Origin of the sequence: Haloferula sargassicola, from assembly GCF_040362925.1 — a bacterium.
GTDB lineage: Bacteria > Verrucomicrobiota > Verrucomicrobiia > Verrucomicrobiales > Akkermansiaceae > Haloferula > Haloferula sargassicola.
The window spans coordinates 137,934-155,536 of the sequence record NZ_BAABRI010000004.1; the positions used below are offsets into that span (position 1 = coordinate 137,934).

General features: G+C 65.0%; 18 protein-coding genes. 15 read left to right on the forward strand and 3 right to left on the reverse strand.

The window, feature by feature from the left end; translation table 11 throughout:
• The first annotated feature begins 92 nt into the window (after nucleotides 1-92).
• Nucleotides 93-1,229, forward strand: coding sequence for a phosphopentomutase (locus tag ABXH26_RS04535; protein ID WP_353565854.1), 1,137 nt, complete (start codon nucleotides 93-95; stop codon nucleotides 1,227-1,229).
• On the opposite strand, the gene folP is transcribed toward ABXH26_RS04535, so the two are convergent.
• Entirely contained in the window at nucleotides 1,207-2,061 is an 855-nt protein-coding gene (gene folP, locus ABXH26_RS04540; RefSeq protein ID WP_353565855.1) for a dihydropteroate synthase, read from the reverse strand. The genes ABXH26_RS04535 and folP overlap by 23 nt on opposite strands.
• 56 nt (nucleotides 2,062-2,117) lie before the next feature.
• On the opposite strand from folP, the gene ABXH26_RS04545 reads away from it, so the two are divergent.
• The 3 genes from ABXH26_RS04545 to ABXH26_RS04555 are packed head-to-tail and all read left to right on the forward strand — an operon-like array spanning nucleotide 2,118 to nucleotide 4,320.
• The gene (locus ABXH26_RS04545; RefSeq protein ID WP_353565856.1) at nucleotides 2,118-2,723 is read left to right on the forward strand and encodes a hypothetical protein; all 606 of its coding nucleotides are present in this window, start codon (nucleotides 2,118-2,120) and stop codon (nucleotides 2,721-2,723) included.
• A 27-nt stretch (nucleotides 2,724-2,750) separates the two neighbouring features.
• Nucleotides 2,751-4,022 carry a hypothetical protein gene (locus ABXH26_RS04550; RefSeq protein WP_353565857.1) on the forward strand — a complete coding sequence of 424 codons (1,272 nt, stop codon included), beginning with the start codon at nucleotides 2,751-2,753 and terminating at the stop codon, nucleotides 4,020-4,022.
• A 22-nt stretch (nucleotides 4,023-4,044) separates the two neighbouring features.
• Nucleotides 4,045-4,320: an acylphosphatase gene (locus tag ABXH26_RS04555; protein ID WP_353565858.1), complete on the forward strand. Its 276-nt coding sequence runs from the start codon at nucleotides 4,045-4,047 to the stop codon at nucleotides 4,318-4,320.
• Nucleotides 4,321-4,393: 73 nt separating this feature from the next.
• Here ABXH26_RS04555 and cutA read toward each other — a convergent pair whose 3' ends face one another.
• On the reverse strand, nucleotides 4,394-4,711 hold the full coding sequence (gene cutA / locus ABXH26_RS04560; protein ID WP_353565859.1) for a divalent-cation tolerance protein CutA: 318 nt from the start codon (nucleotides 4,709-4,711) through the stop codon (nucleotides 4,394-4,396).
• Nucleotides 4,712-4,753: 42 nt separating this feature from the next.
• On the opposite strand from cutA, the gene ABXH26_RS04565 reads away from it, so the two are divergent.
• The 8 genes from ABXH26_RS04565 to ABXH26_RS04600 all read left to right on the forward strand — a co-directional run bounded on the left by ABXH26_RS04565 (nucleotide 4,754) and on the right by ABXH26_RS04600 (nucleotide 14,706).
• The gene (locus ABXH26_RS04565; RefSeq protein ID WP_353565860.1) at nucleotides 4,754-5,923 is read left to right on the forward strand and encodes a two-component system sensor histidine kinase NtrB; all 1,170 of its coding nucleotides are present in this window, start codon (nucleotides 4,754-4,756) and stop codon (nucleotides 5,921-5,923) included.
• A 52-nt stretch (nucleotides 5,924-5,975) separates the two neighbouring features.
• A complete protein-coding gene (locus ABXH26_RS04570) occupies nucleotides 5,976-7,346 on the forward strand; it encodes a sigma-54-dependent transcriptional regulator (protein WP_353565861.1) in 1,371 nt (456 codons plus the stop codon).
• A 28-nt stretch (nucleotides 7,347-7,374) separates the two neighbouring features.
• Entirely contained in the window at nucleotides 7,375-9,210 is a 1,836-nt protein-coding gene (locus tag ABXH26_RS04575; protein ID WP_353565862.1) for an ArnT family glycosyltransferase, read from the forward strand.
• The gene (gene xseB, locus ABXH26_RS04580; protein ID WP_353565863.1) at nucleotides 9,210-9,509 is read left to right on the forward strand and encodes an exodeoxyribonuclease VII small subunit; all 300 of its coding nucleotides are present in this window, start codon (nucleotides 9,210-9,212) and stop codon (nucleotides 9,507-9,509) included. Before ABXH26_RS04575 ends, xseB begins: the two co-directional genes overlap by 1 nt.
• Nucleotides 9,487-11,379: a 1-deoxy-D-xylulose-5-phosphate synthase gene (gene dxs / locus ABXH26_RS04585; RefSeq protein WP_353565864.1), complete on the forward strand. Its 1,893-nt coding sequence runs from the start codon at nucleotides 9,487-9,489 to the stop codon at nucleotides 11,377-11,379. The genes xseB and dxs overlap by 23 nt, the downstream gene beginning before the upstream one ends.
• A 13-nt stretch (nucleotides 11,380-11,392) precedes the next feature.
• Complete coding sequence (locus ABXH26_RS04590) at nucleotides 11,393-11,629, forward strand: hypothetical protein (RefSeq protein ID WP_353565865.1); 237 nt, start codon at nucleotides 11,393-11,395, stop codon at nucleotides 11,627-11,629.
• A 78-nt stretch (nucleotides 11,630-11,707) separates the two neighbouring features.
• Nucleotides 11,708-14,002 (forward strand): replication restart helicase PriA, encoded by a 2,295-nt coding sequence (priA, locus tag ABXH26_RS04595; protein WP_353565866.1) that lies wholly within the window; start codon nucleotides 11,708-11,710, stop codon nucleotides 14,000-14,002.
• Nucleotides 14,003-14,145: 143 nt separating this feature from the next.
• Nucleotides 14,146-14,706 (forward strand): four helix bundle suffix domain-containing protein, encoded by a 561-nt coding sequence (locus ABXH26_RS04600; protein WP_353565867.1) that lies wholly within the window; start codon nucleotides 14,146-14,148, stop codon nucleotides 14,704-14,706.
• A gap of 97 nt (nucleotides 14,707-14,803) precedes the next feature.
• Here ABXH26_RS04600 and ABXH26_RS04605 read toward each other — a convergent pair whose 3' ends face one another.
• Nucleotides 14,804-15,238, reverse strand: a complete 435-nt coding sequence (locus ABXH26_RS04605) for a YlbF/YmcA family competence regulator (RefSeq protein WP_353565868.1) — start codon at nucleotides 15,236-15,238, stop codon at nucleotides 14,804-14,806.
• Between the two features lie 188 nt (nucleotides 15,239-15,426).
• Between ABXH26_RS04605 and ABXH26_RS04610 the strand changes: the two genes are divergently transcribed.
• The 3 genes from ABXH26_RS04610 (at nucleotide 15,427) to ABXH26_RS04620 (ending at nucleotide 17,563) form a co-directional block, all read left to right on the forward strand.
• Nucleotides 15,427-16,194, forward strand: coding sequence for a succinate dehydrogenase/fumarate reductase iron-sulfur subunit (locus ABXH26_RS04610; protein ID WP_353565869.1), 768 nt, complete (start codon nucleotides 15,427-15,429; stop codon nucleotides 16,192-16,194).
• Between the two features lie 240 nt (nucleotides 16,195-16,434).
• Nucleotides 16,435-16,920, forward strand: a complete 486-nt coding sequence (nrdR, locus tag ABXH26_RS04615; protein ID WP_353565870.1) for a transcriptional regulator NrdR — start codon at nucleotides 16,435-16,437, stop codon at nucleotides 16,918-16,920.
• 67 nt (nucleotides 16,921-16,987) lie between these two features.
• Entirely contained in the window at nucleotides 16,988-17,563 is a 576-nt protein-coding gene (locus ABXH26_RS04620; RefSeq protein WP_353565871.1) for a hypothetical protein, read from the forward strand.
• Nucleotides 17,564-17,603 lie beyond the last annotated feature (40 nt).

Consider the following 17,603-nt stretch of genomic DNA (forward strand, 5'->3'; position numbering starts at 1 on the left):
ACGGCCGGGCCCGGCGAGAGGAAGCAGGATGCCGCGAGGACCCGATTTCTTGAAAATTGAATGTTTCACCCGGTCGGTCGATGGTTCCGTCCATGCGCGTCCTTTGCATCGTCCTGGATTCCGTGGGTTGTGGCCATGCGCCGGACGCCGCCGACTTCGGCGATGCCGGTGCCAACACCCTCGGTCATCTTTTCGAGCGCATTCCCGGTCTGGCGCTGCCCCATCTCGGCTCGATCGGGCTCTATGAGGTCCTCCGCCAGGCGGATCCGCAGCTTTCCCTGCCGGAAACCCCGCTTTTGCCAAACTCCCACCACGCCCGCCTGACGGAAATCTCCGCCGGAAAGGACACCACCACCGGCCACTGGGAGTTGATGGGCGCGGTGATCGAGAAGCCGTTCGCCACCTTCGAGAGCTTTCCGGACGATCTGGTCGCAGAGCTGGAAAACGCGGGCGACTGTGGGTTTCTCGGCAACGAGGCCGCTTCCGGCACGGAAATCATCGCCCGCCTCGGCGAGGAGCACGTGGCCACCGGAAAACCCATTCTCTACACCAGCGCCGATTCCGTCCTGCAGCTCGCCGCCCACGAGGACCCGGCGATTTTCGGCAACGACCGGCTCCAGCAACTCTGCCGCGACGCTCGCGCGATCCTCGACCGCTGCGGCATCCGCATCGGGCGGGTGATTTCCCGGCCTTTCGTCGGCACCACGCGGGATGATTTCAAGCGCACCTCGAACCGCCACGACTACTCGTTGATGCCGCCGGCAACCGTGCTCAACCAGCTGAAGAACGCGGGCATCGAGGTGCACGGCGTGGGCAAAATCAGCGACATCTTCGCCGCCTCGGGCATCTCCAGCAGCCATCCGACGAAGTCGAATGCCGACGGCATGGCGACCATCGACCGGCTGTGGGCCGACCAGGTCGAGGGCCTGATTTTCGCCAATCTGGTGGACTTCGACACGCTCTACGGCCACCGCCGGGATCCGGAAGGCTACGCCGGCTGCCTGCGCGAGTTCGATGCCTGGCTGGGCGGGTTTCTGGAAAAAATCGACCCGGAGGATGTCGTGCTCATCACCGCCGACCACGGCAACGATCCCTACCACGCCGGCACCGATCACACCCGCGAGCAGGTTCCGTTGCTCACCTTGAACACCCCTCCCCTCGCGGAAAACCCGACCTTCGCCGAAGTCGCCCGCCTGATCGAAATCTTCAATCTGAAATCTTCAATCTGAAATCCCCCATCACCGCCTCCACCATCCGCAGGGCCTCGCGGCTTTTCCGCACCTCGTGCACGCGGTGGATCATCGCGCCTTCCTCGCGGGTCCAGGCGGTCAGCGCCACCGTCGGCCAGTCGCGGTCCTCGATGGCTTCGGTTTCGAGCAGCCAGCCGATGAAGCGTTTCCGCGACAAGCCGATCAGCAGCGGACGCCCCGCCGGAGCCAGCGATCCGGTCGCCCGCAGCAGCGCCAGGTTGTGCTCCAGTTTTTTTCCGAAACCGATGCCCGGGTCGTAAACCAAGGCCTCGGCGGCGATCCCGGCCGCGGTCAGCTCGTCGTGCCTCGCCTGGAGGAAACTCCTGACCTCGCCGACCACGTCATCGTAATCGGGCGCCGCCTGCATGGTCCGCGGTTCGCCGCGCATGTGCATGACCACCACGCCGCAGCCGGCATCGCGGCAGACCTCGACCATCCGCGGGTCGCGCAGGCCGCTGACATCGTTGACGATGTCAGCGCCGGCCTCGACCGCCGCGCGGGCGACCTCGGGCTTCATGGTGTCGATCGAGATCAGCCCGCTCCACCGTTCGCGCAGTCCCGCGACGACCGGCAGGACCCGCTCCATTTCGCGCGCCACCTCCACCGGATCGGCGCCGGGCCGGGTCGACTCACCGCCGATGTCGATGATGTTCACGCCCTCGTCGATCATGCCTTCCGCTCGGCGCAGGGCCGCGGCCGGGGCGTCATGAAGGCCGCCATCGGAAAACGAATCCGGCGTCACGTTGAGGATCCCCATCACCGCCGCGCGGTGCGTGAGATCGAGACATTTGCCGCGGAATTTCCACCACATCCGCACCCGGAATGCCCTCTTGCCCCGGGCGCGGCCAAGCACTAATCTCCGCGCCCATGATCCGACGCCTCTGCTCCGCCCTGCTCGGCCTCCTGCTGGTGGCCACCGTTTCCGCGCAGGGACTCCCGGGCATCGGGATTGAAGGCCCCTTCGTCCGCGTGAAGCGCAACGACGATGGCTCCAAGACCGTCTTTGAGCGCGGGCAGGACGAGAAAACGCTGACCAAGAAGACCTTCACCGCCGGGGGAAACCTGACGCTCAAAACCGTCTACCGCCTCGACAGCCGCGGCAATCCGCTGAAGTGCGACATCTACGACGGCATCGGCAACAAGCTCTACAAGACCGCCTTCGCCTACTCGAAGCGGCCGGGCCCGACCTATGGCAAGCTCGCCCAGGAACTTCTTTACGACACGCGGGTGAAGCGCTTCCGCCCCGGCACCAAGGAGGAGATGCCGGTGCATGCCTTCATTTATAAATACCGCCCGGATGGATCCGCAGAAGTGCCGGTCGGCATCACGCTCATCAAGGGCAAGACCGCCGACCAGGTCTTCGGCAAGAGCCAGGCGCTGCCTAATCTGAACGAGCTGGAAGAAGGCGACGCCTCGGACGCCGCCGAGCCGGCCAATCCGAGCGCCCGGCCGCTCGGACGAGCGAGGGACTGATCCCGGCCTTTTCCCGCGCCTCCCTCCATGCGCCCCCCGGTTCTGCTGGCACTTCTCATCGGCGGCGCGATCGGCGCGGCCGGCATCCTGCAGGGCCTGCAGTGGAAAAACGCGGCCGCGGCGAGTGCACAGGAGGACAACGAGGCCCGCATCCGTGACCTGGAGTCGGAGCTGGAGATGCTCCGCTCGGAAAACGAAAGCCTGCGCTCGCTGGCACAGGGCGGCGGCGAAGTCGAGGTGCCTCCGGAGCTGGAGCACTTCGCCGAGGACACGCTCGGACTCGATTTCCGCAGCTCGCCGGTGGTTCACAAGATCGCTTTCGAAGAGCTGCGCGGGCGGGTCATCGCCTCGATCGAGTCCCGTTTCCCGCCGAACACGCTCGATCACCGCCAGCAGGCCTGGCGTCGGATGGGGCTGCTCGCGCCGGACGACCTGTTCGCGCCGCAGCTCGCGGCCACCCGCAGCCTCGGAGCGCGCTCGTGGTTCGATGACCAGACCGGCGAGGGCTGGGTGACCGACCAGTTCCAGCCCTCCAGCATCCCGGACCAGTCCGCCCTGCTCCGCGTGCTGGTCCGCATCCTCCTCCACCAGCATTTCCCGCCGCCGCCCGGCTATCCCGGCGACGAGCCCGACCGCGCCCGCGAAGCGCTCCACCATGGAGCCGCCATGGCGATCGAGAACCGCTTCCTCGCCCGCCAGGCGCTCGGCCTCGGCTTCACCGGCAGCCAGAATCGCAACAACGATGCCACCGACCTGCTGGCCAGCCTGCCCGCCTACATCCGCGGCCTCGCCACCTTCCCGTCACGCGTCGGCCTGCCGCGGGCCGAGCGCCTGATGGAAAAGAACGGCCTCCTCACGGCTCTTCACTCGCCCCCCCAGACCACCGCCGCGGTCTTCGGCGAAGTGGATTTTTCCCCGCTCGTCCCGGAAATGCCGGATGCCCCCGGCACCTTGGTCATCGAGGAAAGCGCGGGCCGCCTCGGCCTCGAGCTCTGGCTCGCGACGCTGGATCCCGAGGACCCGCAGGGGGCCGTGCCCGCCGCCGCGTGGCGGGGCGACCGGTACCAACTGCGGGCCCGCAGCGACTCCCTGCTCGATCTATGCTGGGACATCGAACTGGCCACCCCGGCAGCGGCGGACCGCATCGCCGAGGCAGGACTCGCCTTCGCGGGCGCTCTTGCCGAATCCGATTCGGATGCCACACTCGGCGTCCTGACCACCGCCCCGGACGGACGCCGGCTGCGGGTCACCCGGCCCACCGCCACCCGGGTACGGTTCGAACATCTCTCGCCACCCTGAAACCACTCACCCCACACCCGTCATGATCGCCCGCCGAGTCATCTTCGAGGGCCGCGTCCAAGGCGTCGGCTTCCGCTACACCTGCAAGGACCTCGCCAAGGGCTTCGAGGTCGTCGGCACCGTCCGCAACCTTCCCGAGGGCACCGTCGAACTCGAGGTCATGGGTGAAGGCGGGGAAGTCGAGGATTTCATCCAGGAAATCGCCGAAGAGAGCCCCATGGCCCACAACATCAAGGGCATGCACGTGAAGAACATCCAGCCGCTCGAGGGCGTGAAGGGCTTCACGATCACGGGGTAGCCGGAAGATCCGCCCGAAAGCCCGCAGGATTCCGGAAGCCGGGTCCTCGGAGAGGGATCTGGACGCGGCTCGATTACCGGCACTCCGCCGCCACCCACCGCAGATAGGCCTCGGCTCCGCGGACCACCGGCAGGGAGATGATTTCCGGCGTATCATAGGGATGGGCCTCCATCAGCGTTGCCTCCAGGGCCAGGTAGGCGGCCGGGGTGGTCTTGATCACAACCAGCACCTCCGCCTCGTCGCAGACTTTGCCTTCCCAGCGGTAAATCGACCGCAATCCCGGCACCACGTTGACGCAGGCCGCCACTTGCTTTTCCACCAGCGCCGCGCCAATCTGACGCGCCGTCGCCTCGTCGGGGAACGTGCACATCACCACGAGGACCTCGCTCATGGAGCTACTTGATACTGAAAACTTGAAACCTCCACCTTCGAGTTGAAATCCGGCTTTCTCGAAAAACTCCTCGCCCGCCTGGACCGGATCGATCCCGTCGAGGCGCAGCAGTTGCTGTCCCGCCTGATCCGGGAAAAAGGATTCCTCGAACAGGTGTTCGAGGCCCTGCACGAAGGCGTCATCGTGCTCGATGAGGACGGACTCATCACCTTCATCAACGGCGCCGCGCAGAAATTCTTCGGGCTGGATGACGAGGTCCTCGGCGAGCCGCTCCAGCGCCGCGTGCCCGGCCTTGATTTCACCGCCCTGGCCAAGCCGGGCAAAACCGTCTCGCGCGACCTCGAAGTGTTCTACCCCGAGAACCGCTATTTGAATTTCTACCTGTCGCCGATCGCCACGCCGAAAAAAAGCGGCACCTTCGGCTGGGTCATGCTGGTCCGCGACCAGACCGCCACCCGCCGCGAGGCCGAGGACACGCTGGAAAGCGAGCGCCTCAACGCCCTGACCCTGCTCGCCGCCGGCGTCGCCCACGAGATCGGCAACCCGCTCAACTCACTGGACATCCACCTCCAGCTCCTCGCCCGCCGGATCAAAAAACTCCCGCCCGGCGATCGCGACCCGCTCGAGGAGCACCTCGATACCGCCCGCCGCGAAATCCAGCGGCTGGATACGATCCTGCGACAGTTCCTCGAGGCGATCCGCCCCACTACTCCGAACCGCGAGCGCACCGATCTCCACGCCCTGCTCCATGAGACCCTGCGCCTGCTCGAGCCCGAACTCGCCTCGCGGGACATCGCCGTGGAACTCGACCTCGCGCCCGATTTCCCACCTGCCGAGGTCGATCCCTCGCAATTCCAGCAAGTTTTCTACAACCTCCTCCGCAATGCCTACCAGGCCATCCGTGGAAACGACGGCCGGATCCGCATCGCCACCTTCGCCAACGACTACGAGTCCCGTATTTCCCTCTCCGACAACGGCAGCGGCATCTCGCCCGAGCAAATGGGCTCGCTCTTCGAGCCCTACAAAACCACCAAGCAATCCGGCACCGGCCTCGGCCTGCTGATCGTCCGCCGCGTCGTGCGCAGCCACGGCGGCGAGATCGAGATCGAGTCCGAGCCCGATCAAGGCACCACCATCACCCTCCACCTTCCCAGAGGCCAGAGACCGGTCCGCCTGTTGGAAGATCATCCCGGGGTGATCGACATCGACTGAGATAGGCCCATAGGACCTACACCACCTATTCCCCAGCATTCCGCCTCACCCCATGACTCCGACCTTGCTCATCGTCGATGACGAAAAAGCCACCCGCGACGGCCTCCGCGCGGCTTTGGAGGATGACTTCGACGTATTCCTCGCCTCCAACCGCGAAGAGGCCCGCGCCATCCTCAAGGCGGACACCCCCGACCTGCTGCTTACCGACCTCCGCCTCGGCGGCGATTCCGGGATGGAGATCCTGGACGACGCCCTCGCCCTGCCCAAGCCGCCGACCGCGATCATGATGACCGCCTACGGCTCGGTCGATACCGCCGTCGAGGCGATGCGCCGCGGCGCCTGGCACTTCGTCACCAAGCCGCTCAATCTCGACGAGGTCGAAATGCTCCTCAAGCGGGCTCTGCGCAGCCAGAAGCTCGAGGTCGAGAATCAGCAGCTCCGCCAGCAAGTCCCCGATCCCGCCGGCCTCGGCCGCCTGGTCGGCAACTCCTCCGCCATCCGCCGCGTGGCGGAAACGGTGAAGCAGGTCGCCTCCACCCGCGCCACCGTGCTCATCGAGGGCGAAAGCGGCACCGGCAAGGAGGTCGTCGCCCACGCCCTCCACGCCCTTTCCGGCCGTCCGGCCGACAAGCTGGTGATCGTTCACTGCGCCGCCCTCTCTCCGCAGCTGCTCGAGTCCGAGCTTTTCGGCCACGAAAAGGGAGCCTTCACCGGCGCGGCGCAGCGGCGGATCGGACGCTTCGAGCAGGCCGATGGCGGCACGCTTTTCCTCGATGAAATCGGGGAAATCGACGCCGCCACCCAGGTCAAGCTGCTGCGCGCGCTGTCCGAGCGGACCATCGAGCGCGTCGGCTCGAACGCCCCCGTCAAGATCGATGTCCGCGTGATCGCCGCCACCAACAAGAACCTCGCCTCGCTGGTCGAGGCCGGCGACTTCCGCGAGGACCTGTATTTCCGCCTCAACGTGGTGCGGATCGAGATGCCGCCCCTGCGCACGCGGGCCGAGGACGTGGTGCTGCTGGCCGGGAAGTTTCTGAAGGAATTCGCGGAGGACAACGGCAGGCCGGTCAAGCCCTTGTCGGACGCCGCCATGCAGGCCCTGAGGCACCACCGTTGGCCCGGCAACGTGCGCGAACTGCGCACCGCCATCGAGCACGGCGTGGTGATGTCGAACGATCCGGTGATCGATCTCCGGCATCTGCCCGCCGGCGTTCTTGCACCCGCCGCGCCGCCGCCCGCGACCGCCGCGCCGGAAAACAAAATCCCCCTTGCCGCTCCACGGGAATTCAACTTGCATGCGCTCGAAGTTGAGACGATCCGGGCGGCACTGGCCGAGGCCGATGGCAATCGCACCCGGGCCGCCGAACTTCTCGGCATCAGCCGTCGGACTCTTCAGCGGAAGTTGAAAGAACTCGACGAATGAGGCCGATTCCCCGATTCGATTTTTCCCCATGAGCGATCCTTCTTCGACTTTCGACGCTGCGACCTTGATCCGTCGCGCCGTCTTTTTCCTGTGCCTGTTCGGGCTCGCACTGATCCATCTTTTCATCACCTTCCGGGGACTCGGCACGGCGGAGGCCATGGATCAGGCCCAGCTGGGCCGCCAAATCGCCCGCGGCGAGGGTTTCGCCACCAAGGTCATCCGTCCGCTCGAGCTCCACCTGGCGGAAAGCCACAGCAACTCGCCCGTGCCGATGGTCGGGCTGCGCGACACCTATCAGTCGCCGCTGAACCCCCTGGTGCTGGGTGCCGTCTTCAAGCTCGTGGGGGCCGACCAGCCGGACAAGTGGACCATGCCTCCCAAGGAACTGATCTACGAACTCGACCGGGTGGTGGCCTTGGTCTCGACCCTGTTCTTCCTCATGGCCATCGGCGTGACCTATCTGCTGGTGAGCCGGATCTTTGATGCCAAGATCGCCGGCTTCACCGCGGTGCTGATGCTGTTCTGCGACATGTACTGGCGCTTTTCCCAGAGCGGGATGCCGCAGATGCTACTGCTGCTGCTCTTCAGCTGCGGCCTTTACTTTGCCTACCGGGCGATCGAGGAGCAGGAAGAGGGCAAAGGCTCCTACCTCCAACCCCTGCTCGCGGCGGTCTTCTTCTCGCTGATGGTTCTCACCCACTGGCTCACCGCCTGGGTGTTCTTCGGTTTTCTGATCTACGCCGCCATCGCCTTCCGGCCCCGCGGGATCGTGGCGCTGTCTTCCCTGGTGGTGCTCCTCGTTTTCGTCGCCGTTCCGCTCGCCCGCATGGCCAACATCACCGGCCAGCCCTTCGGCGTCGCCCGCTTCGTTTTCTACAACGGGCTCTCCGCCGGTTCCGAGTCGGCCGTCATGCGGACCCTCGACCTGAGTTCCACCCCGCTGGTGATGAACGGCCTGCTGCTGAAGATTTTCGCCACGACGCTGGTCCAGGCCAGCAACCTGGTGCCCTTCCTCGGCGGGATCCTGGCGGCACCCGTGTTCTTCGTGGCGCTGCTCCATCCCTTCAAGCGGACCTCGATCGCCAAGTTCCGCTGGATGGTCGCGCTGATGTGGCTGTTTGCCGCGATCGGCATGGCGATCTTCGGCATCGACAGCTTCGAGGATCTGCACCCGAACCAGATCCACCTCCTCTTTGCTCCTGTCATGGCGGCGTACGGGCTCGCTTTCCTGTCCATCCTGTGGAGCCGCCTCAACGTCGCCACCACCGTGCCTTTCCTGCGCGATGCCCACTACTACGCGATCGTCATCCTCTCCGCGGCACCGCTGCTCCTTTCCCTGCCGCGGGAAGTCAGAACCTACCTGCTCTTCGTCGACAAAGGTGGCATCCCCCAGTGGCCCCCCTACTATCCGCTGCTCCTGAACAAGGGGCTTTCCGACTGGGTCGACAAGCGCCCCGACTCCGCCGAGATCGTGGTTTCCGACCAACCGTGGGCCACGGCATGGTATGCGGACGTCACCTCCCTGTGGCTGCCCAAGACGATCGAGGATTTCGACACGCTTGAGACGAAGGCGATCGATCAGGGAAACCGCTTCGCCGGCATCCTCATCTCCCCCTCCTCGCGCAACGACGGCTCGGTTTCGAACGTCATTTCCAACAACGAGGATTTCGCCGCCCTCATCCTTGACGGGTCGTTCGCGAAGATCACCGGGCCGACCCCCAAACATGCCGGCCAATCACTCTACGACAAGGCCCCCGTCACGCAGCCGCTCTACAACCGCTTCCCCTACCGATATTCGCTGATTCCCCAGGAGCTGATGTATTACTCGGAGAAGAAGATCCGCAATCTTGATGCCGGAAACTGATGGCTGCCCGGAAAAAAGCCGACGCCACCGTTCCCGCGCCGCCTTCGTTCGAGGAGGCGCTTGAGGAGCTGGAGACCATCGTCCAGTCGATGGAGGAAGATCAACTTCCCCTTGAGGATCTGGTTTCCCGATACGAGAAAGGTGTGAAGCTGCTCGAGCGCTGCCAAGCCGTGCTCACCAGCGCCCGAGAGCGATTGCTGACGATCAGCACCTCCACTGCAAACCCCTTGACCCCGGACGAAGAAGCAAGCACCGATGCGTCCGACGACGATCCCGATGACGACATCCGCCTCTTCTGAGCCTCCCCACCCCGGTCCTTTGCTGGCCAACCTGCACTCGCCGGAGGACCTCAAGGCTCTCCCGGAAGCGGACCTGACGCGGCTGGCGCAGGAAATCCGCGACTCGCTCATCACCAATCTCTCCCGCACCGGCGGCCACCTCGGCCCGAATCTCGGCGTGGTCGAGTTGACCATCGCCCTCCACCGCGTGTTTTCCACACCGAAGGACCACTTCGTGTTTGATGTGGCCCACCAGGGCTACGTCCACAAAATGCTCACCGGCCGCGCGGACAAGATCCACACGATCCGCACCTATCAGGGCCTCAATGGTTTCCTGCTGCGGAGCGAGTCCGAGCACGACTGCTATGGCGCCGGTCACGCCGGCACCGCCCTTTCGGCCGCCCTCGGCATGGCCGCCGGCCGCGACCAGCTCAAGGAGGACAGCCACGTGGTCGCCCTCGCCGGTGATGCCGCCTTCACCTGCGGCCCCACGCTCGAGGCACTCAACAACATCGCCGAGACCACCAAGAAGTTCATCGTCGTCCTCAACGACAACGAGTGGTCGATCGACAAGAACGTCGGCGCCATCGCCCGCTATTTCAACGCCCTCCAGACCCACTCGACCTACTCCTCGGTTCGCAATGCCGCCGCCGATTTCGTGGAAAGACTGGCCGGCAAGGCGACCCGCAACCTCGCCCACAAGGTCGAACAAGGCGCCAAGAACCTCCTTTTTCCCAACGTCCTGTTCGAAAAGTTCGGGATCCGCTATTTCGGTCCCATCGACGGTCACAACGTCCACCTGCTGGTCAAGACCTTCGATTACCTGAAGAACCTCAACGAGCCCGTCGTCCTTCACGTCATCACCGAGAAGGGCCGCGGCTACCAGCCGGCCATCGACAACCCCGGCAAGTTCCACGGCCTCGGCACCTACAAGATCGAGGACGGCTCCACCGGAGCCTCGTCCACCCCCACCGCCTCCGAGATTTTCGGCCGCACCGTCACCGACCTCGCCAAGGACGACCCGAAGATCGTCGCCATCACCGGGGCCATGCCCGGCGGCACCAAGCTGGAAATCTTCAAGGACGAGATCCCCGAGCGCTACTACGATGTCGGCATCGCCGAGGAGCACGCGGCCCTCTTCGCCAGCGGCCTCGCCACCAAAGGCATCCGGCCTTTCCTCGCGATCTACTCGACCTTCATGCAGCGGGCCTACGACATGATCCTGCACGACATCGCGCTGCAGAATCTCCCCGTCCGCTTGTGCATGGACCGCGGCGGCCTCTCCGGCGATGACGGCCCGACCCATCATGGGCTCTTCGACATCGGCTACCTCCGGGTCGTCCCCGGCCTCATCCACATGCAGCCGAAGGACGAGGCCGAGTTCGTCGCCATGCTGAAATGGATGGCGGCCTACGACGACGGCCCGACCGCCATCCGCTACCCCCGCGGCCCCATCGCCGGCACTCCCCTCGACGCCCCCTGCCCGCCCATCGAGCTGGGCAAGGGCGAGCTCGTCTCCGAGGGCACCGACGTCGCCCTCATCGGCCTCGGCACCCTCTTCGGCATGGCCGGGGAAACCAAGGCCCGCCTCGAGCAGCGCGGACTTTCCGTTTCCCTCGTCAATCCCCGCTTCATCAAGCCTCTCGATACCGAGCTCCTCGAAAAGGTCGCCCGCAACGCCAGAGTCGTCTGCACCTTCGAGGACCACGTCCTCATGAACGGCTTCGGCACCGGCGTCATCGAACATCTCCACGGCGTCGGCATCACCACGCCAGTCGAGCGCATCGGCTGGCCGGATGAATGGATCGAGCACGGGAAAAACGACATCCTGCGCGAAAAACACGGCCTCACCGTCGAGGCCGCGATCAAGAAGATCAGCAAACACCTCTGAGGCTTTCAGGCCCGTGCTCTGGCTTTCGAAACTCCTGAATCCCACGGTCATCGCCATCCGCGACGGCCGTTGCCGCCTCGCCAAGGGTCTGGTGAAAAGCCGGACCCTCCACCAGGTCGATGGTGTCCTGGCCGAATTCGGCGTCGCCCGCGGCACCATCGCCGTCGACGGCACAGGTCGCGTGAAATTCTCCGCCTCAGTCCCCACCGGCTGCCACCAGCGTCTTCGCAACCTCATCGCGGGCACCTGAATCCCCCGGCCGCGGTCCGCTGACCGGACCCGCCACTTTTTTCCTTTCCACTCGCTACTCGCGGAGCAGCCTCGCACCGTGCCCGCCGCCCGAGTCCTCATCGACGGCCCCTCCGAGCTCGTCTTCGACTACGCCATCCCCGAGGGCCTCCCCGTCCAGCCTGGCTGCCGCGTCCGCGTCCCCCTCCGCAACCGAACCTCCACCGGCACCGTCCTGGCCGTTTCCTCCAGCGACCCCGCCGACCTCGGCTTCGCCCTCCGCCCGCTCCACTCCCTCACCGATCCGGAGCCGCTCGTCACGCCCAAGCTCCTCGAGCTCGCCCACTGGATCGTCAACTACTACGGAGCTAGTATCGAGAGCGTCATCCGCGTCCTCGTCCCCGAAGCCGTCCGCACCGAGGACAAGTCCGCCAAGACCCGCAAGGCCGTCCACCTCCCCCAGCCGCCCTCCGCTGAAGAGCTGAACCAGCTCGCCAAGCGCGCTCCCAAGCAGCACGCCATCCTCAGCCTTCTTGCTCACGCCGAGGGAAACACCATCCCCCTCGCCGACCTCGGCGCCACCGCCAACGCCAGCGTCAAAGCCCTCGAAAAGAAGGGTCTCGTCCAGCTCCTCGACCAACAAGTCCGCCGCGATCCCGAAGCCGACGGCATCGACGAACTCCTCCCCACCACAGACCTTCCCCTTTCCTCCGAGCAACAACAAGCCCTTGCCGCCATTATGGTGAAGGAGTTTTCAACTCCTTCACCCCCCTCCCCGGCCGAAGGCCGCACTCACCCACGGATCACTGATCACTCGACACTCGGCACTCCGGCGAAGCCGATCCTCCTCCACGGCGTCACCGGCTCCGGCAAGACCGAAGTCTACCTCCAAGCCGCCCGCCACACCCTCGAAGCCGGAAAAACCGTCCTCGTCCTCGTTCCCGAAATCTCCCTCACCCCCCAAACCGTCCGCCGTTTCCGCGCCCGCTTCGCCGACATCCAGGACCAGGTCGCCGTCCTCCACTCCAATCTCTCCCAAGGCGAGCGCTTCGACGAATGGCATCGCATCCGCAAAGGCAAGGCCCGCATCGTCATCGGCGCCCGCTCCGCCGTCTTCGCCCCGCTGCCCGACCTCGGACTCATCCTCGTCGATGAGGAACACGAGAACTCCTACAAGCAGGACCAGATCCCCCGCTACCACGGCCGCGACGTCGCCGTGCTTCGCGGCCACCTCGAAGGCGCCACCGTCGTCCTCGGCACCGCCACGCCGTCGCTCGAGTCATGGCAAAACGCGCTCGACGGAAAATACCAACTCCTCCGCCTCACCCATCGCGCCGATGGCCAGAGCCTCCCGCTCATCCGCGTCATCGACATGCGCCTTGAGTCGAAGAAGCAGAAATCCAAGGACACCTTCCTCTCCGACCGGCTCCGCAACGCCATCACCGACCGCCTCGAAAAGAACGAGCAGACCATTCTTTTCCTCAACCGCCGCGGCTTCGCCCGCTCGCTCCAGTGCCCCGCTTGCGGCCACGTCTGCACCTGCCCGCACTGCGCGCTCGCGCTCACTTATCATCGCACCGACGACCGACTTATCTGCCACATCTGCGGACACCAGGCCGTCGTCCCGCGGAAATGTCCCGAGTGCAAGGACCCCGCGATCGTTCTCCAGGGCTTCGGAACGCAGAAGGTGGAGGACGTTTTTCGAAAGGTTTTCCCCGCGGCCCGCATCGCCCGCATCGATGCCGACGCCCTGCGGAAAAAGAACGCCCTGCGCGACCTTCTCAACGCCTTCCGCGCGCGCAAGATCGACGTCCTCATCGGCACCCAGATGATCGCCAAAGGCCTGCATTTCCCCAACGTCACCCTGGTCGGCATCCTCAATGCCGACATCGGCCTCCACGTCCCCGACTTCCGCGCCGGCGAGCGCGTCTTCCAACTGCTCACCCAGGTCGCCGGCCGCGCCGGCCGCGGCTCGCTCGAGGGCGAGGTCATCGTCCAGACCTTCACGCCGCACAGCCCGAGCATTCAGTTCGCGCGCCACCACGACTTCGACGGCTTTGCCGAGCAGGAGCTTGAAATGCGGCGTCAGTTCGGGTTTCCGCCCTTCACCCGCTGTGCCGTCCTCACCAGCCGCTCCACCCACGAACGCCGCGCCGAGTTCACCCTGCAAACGCTGCACCGCCGCCTGAAGGAGGACCTTCCCCAAGGCATCGAGCTCGGCGAACCCTTGCCGAGTCCGTTGGTGAAAGCCCACGGCCAGTTCCGCTTCCAGCTCATGCTCCGCGGGCCCAAAGCGCGGGCGCTCACGAGGCATGTCCAGCAGGTCCTGGCAAAGACCACCCTCCCGGAGGATGTGACGGTCGTCTTTGACATGGACGCGCTCTCTTTCACCTGAGCGGCTCTTCAGCCCAGCGAGGGGGGCTCTTCCCCCATAGGTCCTATCGGACTCATAGGACCTATTCCCCGGCAGCCCGCTCACCTGTTCATTTGCCCACTCTTTTCTTGCCTTTTCCTTCCATCCCGAACAGCCATGCTCCCATGGAAGAAGGCTTCATTCCCCCTCACGGCGGCTACGAGCAACTCAAGTGCTTTCACAAATCCCGCGTCGTCTACGATGCCACCGTCGTCTTCTGCGACCGCTTCATCAACCGTCGCTCCCGCACCCATGACCAGATGGTCCAGGCCGCACGTTCCGGGAAACAGAACATCCTCGAAGGCAGCCAAGCCTCCGGCACTTCCAAGGAAACCGAGATCAAGCTCATGAACGTCGCGCGCGCCAGCCTCGAAGAACTCTTGGAGGACTACCGCGACTTCCTTCGAAGCGGCAACCACCCCCTCTGGGACAAGAACTCCAAGGAAGCCCTCTTCGTGAGAAAACTCGGTCGCCAGGAAAATGAGTCCTATGAGACCTACCGGACCTATTTCGAAACCCGCGAGGCCCCCGTCATCGCCAACATCCTCGTCTGCCTCATCCACCAAGCCAACTACCTCCTCGACCGCCTCATCCGCCGCCTCGAGCTCGACTTTCTCAAAGAAGGCGGCCTCCGCGAACGCATGACCCGCGCCCGGATCGAGGCACGACGGAGACCCCCATCATGAGCTTCGCCATTCGCCCAAGGAGGCCGTCGGAATCTTCCTGCGCAGGAAAGGACGGGCACCCATGGCTCCGAGAAGCAAGGGACCGCCCCAAGTTCGCTCAGTGGCTGCATCCGCAGCCGCCGCCTCCGCCACCGCAGCAGCCGCCACCTTCCGCGGCGGCGATCTCCTCGGTCGAGGGCACATGACCCAGCTCCATGGTCATGTTCACGTACTTCATCACCGAGCGCTGGAGCGTTTCCAGCTCGCCTTGGGCATCCATGAAACCACGGGCCACCGGGTTGGCCATGAGCTGGTCGCGCGCCGACTCGAACTCGCGGATCTCGGAGTCGCTCAATTCCACACCGGCGTGCTGTTTCTGGTGAAGTTCGCTGCCACGCTCGTGAACGCCGCGATACATCAGCGTCGCCTGCTCGTCGTCCATGAACTTTTCCACGTCGCCCTGGAGCGATTGAAAACGGTCGTCCTCGGCAATCGCCGCGCAGAGTTCGCGGACCTTGGTCATTACGGCGGAGTCATCGGCTAGCATCGACATGCCCGTCCCGTACCGCCCGCAGCCGGGATTGGCAAACCGCGATTGCGCGAAACTGCGCGCGATCTTCCGCCCGGAACTCAGCATGTCCTATATGCGCACCAAAACGCAAACCATGCGCCCTACAGTCCTGATTTTGGCTGGCGGTGCCGTGCCCGCCCCCTAGATTGGCCCCAGCGATCCTTTTGACCATGGCGAAGCTTCAACTCACCCTCAAGGTATGGCGTCAGGCCGGGCCGAACGCCCCCGGCAAAATCGAAACCTACGAAGCCAAGGACATTCCCGAAGAGGCCTCGTTCCTTGAAATGCTCGACATCGTCAACGAGCGCCTCATTGAGACCAACGAGGAGCCGATCCACTTCGACCACGACTGCCGCGAGGGCATCTGCGGCATGTGCTCGCTGACCATCAACGGCATCCCGCACGGCAAGGACCGCGGCATCACCACCTGCCAGCTCCACATGCGGAAATTCCGCAGCGGCGACACCATCTGGATCGAGCCCTTCCGCTCCCGCGCTTTCCCGGTGGTGAAGGACCTCGTCACCGACCGCAACGCGCTCGACCGCATCCAGCAGGCCGGCGGTTTCGTCTCCGTCCGCACCGGCGCGGCGCCCGACGCCCACGCGGTGCCGATCCCCAAGCCCGATGCCGATGCCGCCTTCTCGGCCGCCGCCTGCATCGGCTGCGGTGCCTGCGTGGCCGCCTGCAAGAATGCTTCCGCAATGCTTTTCACCGCCGCCAAGGTCTCGCACCTCGGTCACCTGCCCCAGGGCCAGCCCGAACGCGAGCGCCGTGCGCTCGCCATGGTCCGCCAGATGGATGAGGAAGGATTCGGCGGCTGCACCAACCAATACGAATGCGAAGCCGCCTGCCCGAAGGAGATCAGCGTCGACCACATCGCGCGTCTCAACCGTGACTACGGCATCGCGATGCTCAAGGAGCAGTTCGTTTCGGCCTGAGGCCCACGCCTCCCCAAGCTCAAAAACCCGGGCCGGTGACGCAAGTCGCCGGCCCTTTTCCATGCGCGGAAACGAAGTTTTTGACGGGAGAAGGTGCCCTGCGAGGAGCGACCCCCATTTTTGAAAAAAGCCCCTTCGGGGAGCTACAACATCCGCGATCAACCACTAAATAAGCTAGCATTTTTCTTCACGCGATACCGTATCTTGCGATAGGGTCTCCGCCATCGCTCGGCTGAAACCATGCGTTGTGTGCAATGCGGATCCCAAAAGGACAAGGTGCTCGACTCCCGGAACACGAAGGAAGGGACGGCGATCCGCCGTCGCCGCGAGTGTCTGGCCTGCGGCTACCGCTACACGACCTACGAAACGATCGAGCGGACCGAGCTTCGGGTGACGAAGCGCGACGGCACGAAGGAGGCGATCAACCGCGAAAAGATCCGCAGCGGCCTGATCAAGGCCTGCGAGAAACGACCGGTCTCCATGGAACGCATCGACCGCGCCGTGGAGGAGATCCTGACCGAACTTCATCGCGACCACGTCTCCGAGGTGCCCTCGTCGAACATCGGCGCCAAGGTGATGGACAAGCTGCACCAGATCGATCCGGTGGCCTACGTGCGCTACGTTTCGGTCTATCGGCAGTTCGAGGACGTCGGCGAGTTCATCCGCGAAATCCAGGCCCTCGAGCGCCGCGCGCTGCGCGATCCGATGCAAAGAAAGCTTTTCTAGCCACCGCTGAACCACCCCACCCCGCGCCACCTCTCCCCCGCCCCACCTCGACTCCCGAATCCCCCGCGTGATCGCCCTCATCGGCAACCGCCCCGTGATCCAAGTCGGCCGCTATCAGGTCCACGACTACGATACCGGCTGGCTGGGTGACGCCCTCCGCCGCGCCGCCCGCGCCGCGGATCGCGAGGACTTCCCCTGCCTCGACGAGATCCAGCAAGGCATCGAGTATTACCTCGAAACCCGCTGTTCCCTGCAGCTCCTCCCCCTCCAGGAGCTGTTCGACCGTTTGCGCCGCCTGCTGGAAACCATCGGCTGCCGCCCGCTGGCCGAGCACCTTGAGCCGCTTGCGCCGCCCGTCACCCTGTGCCTCGAAACCCTGGCCCACGAGGCCGGCGATGGCTTCGAACTCGCGTTTTTCCAGCTGCTGCGGGACGAAATCGACGACCTGCGACAGGCCGGCGCCGAAGAAGTCCGCTTCGTGCGGCTCCGCGAATCGGCGCTGCACTTGTGCCATGCCGACGACTGGAACGACCGCTGCGACCAGTTCCTGTCCGAGGTGCGATCTTTTCTCCACCTTCACGATCGCACGCGCGACGGCATCAACCGCATCGCCTTCCGCGCCGAGGACGGCTGCCTCGACTGAACCCGCATCCTTGCGCCGGCCGGACCTCCGTGCCAGTCTC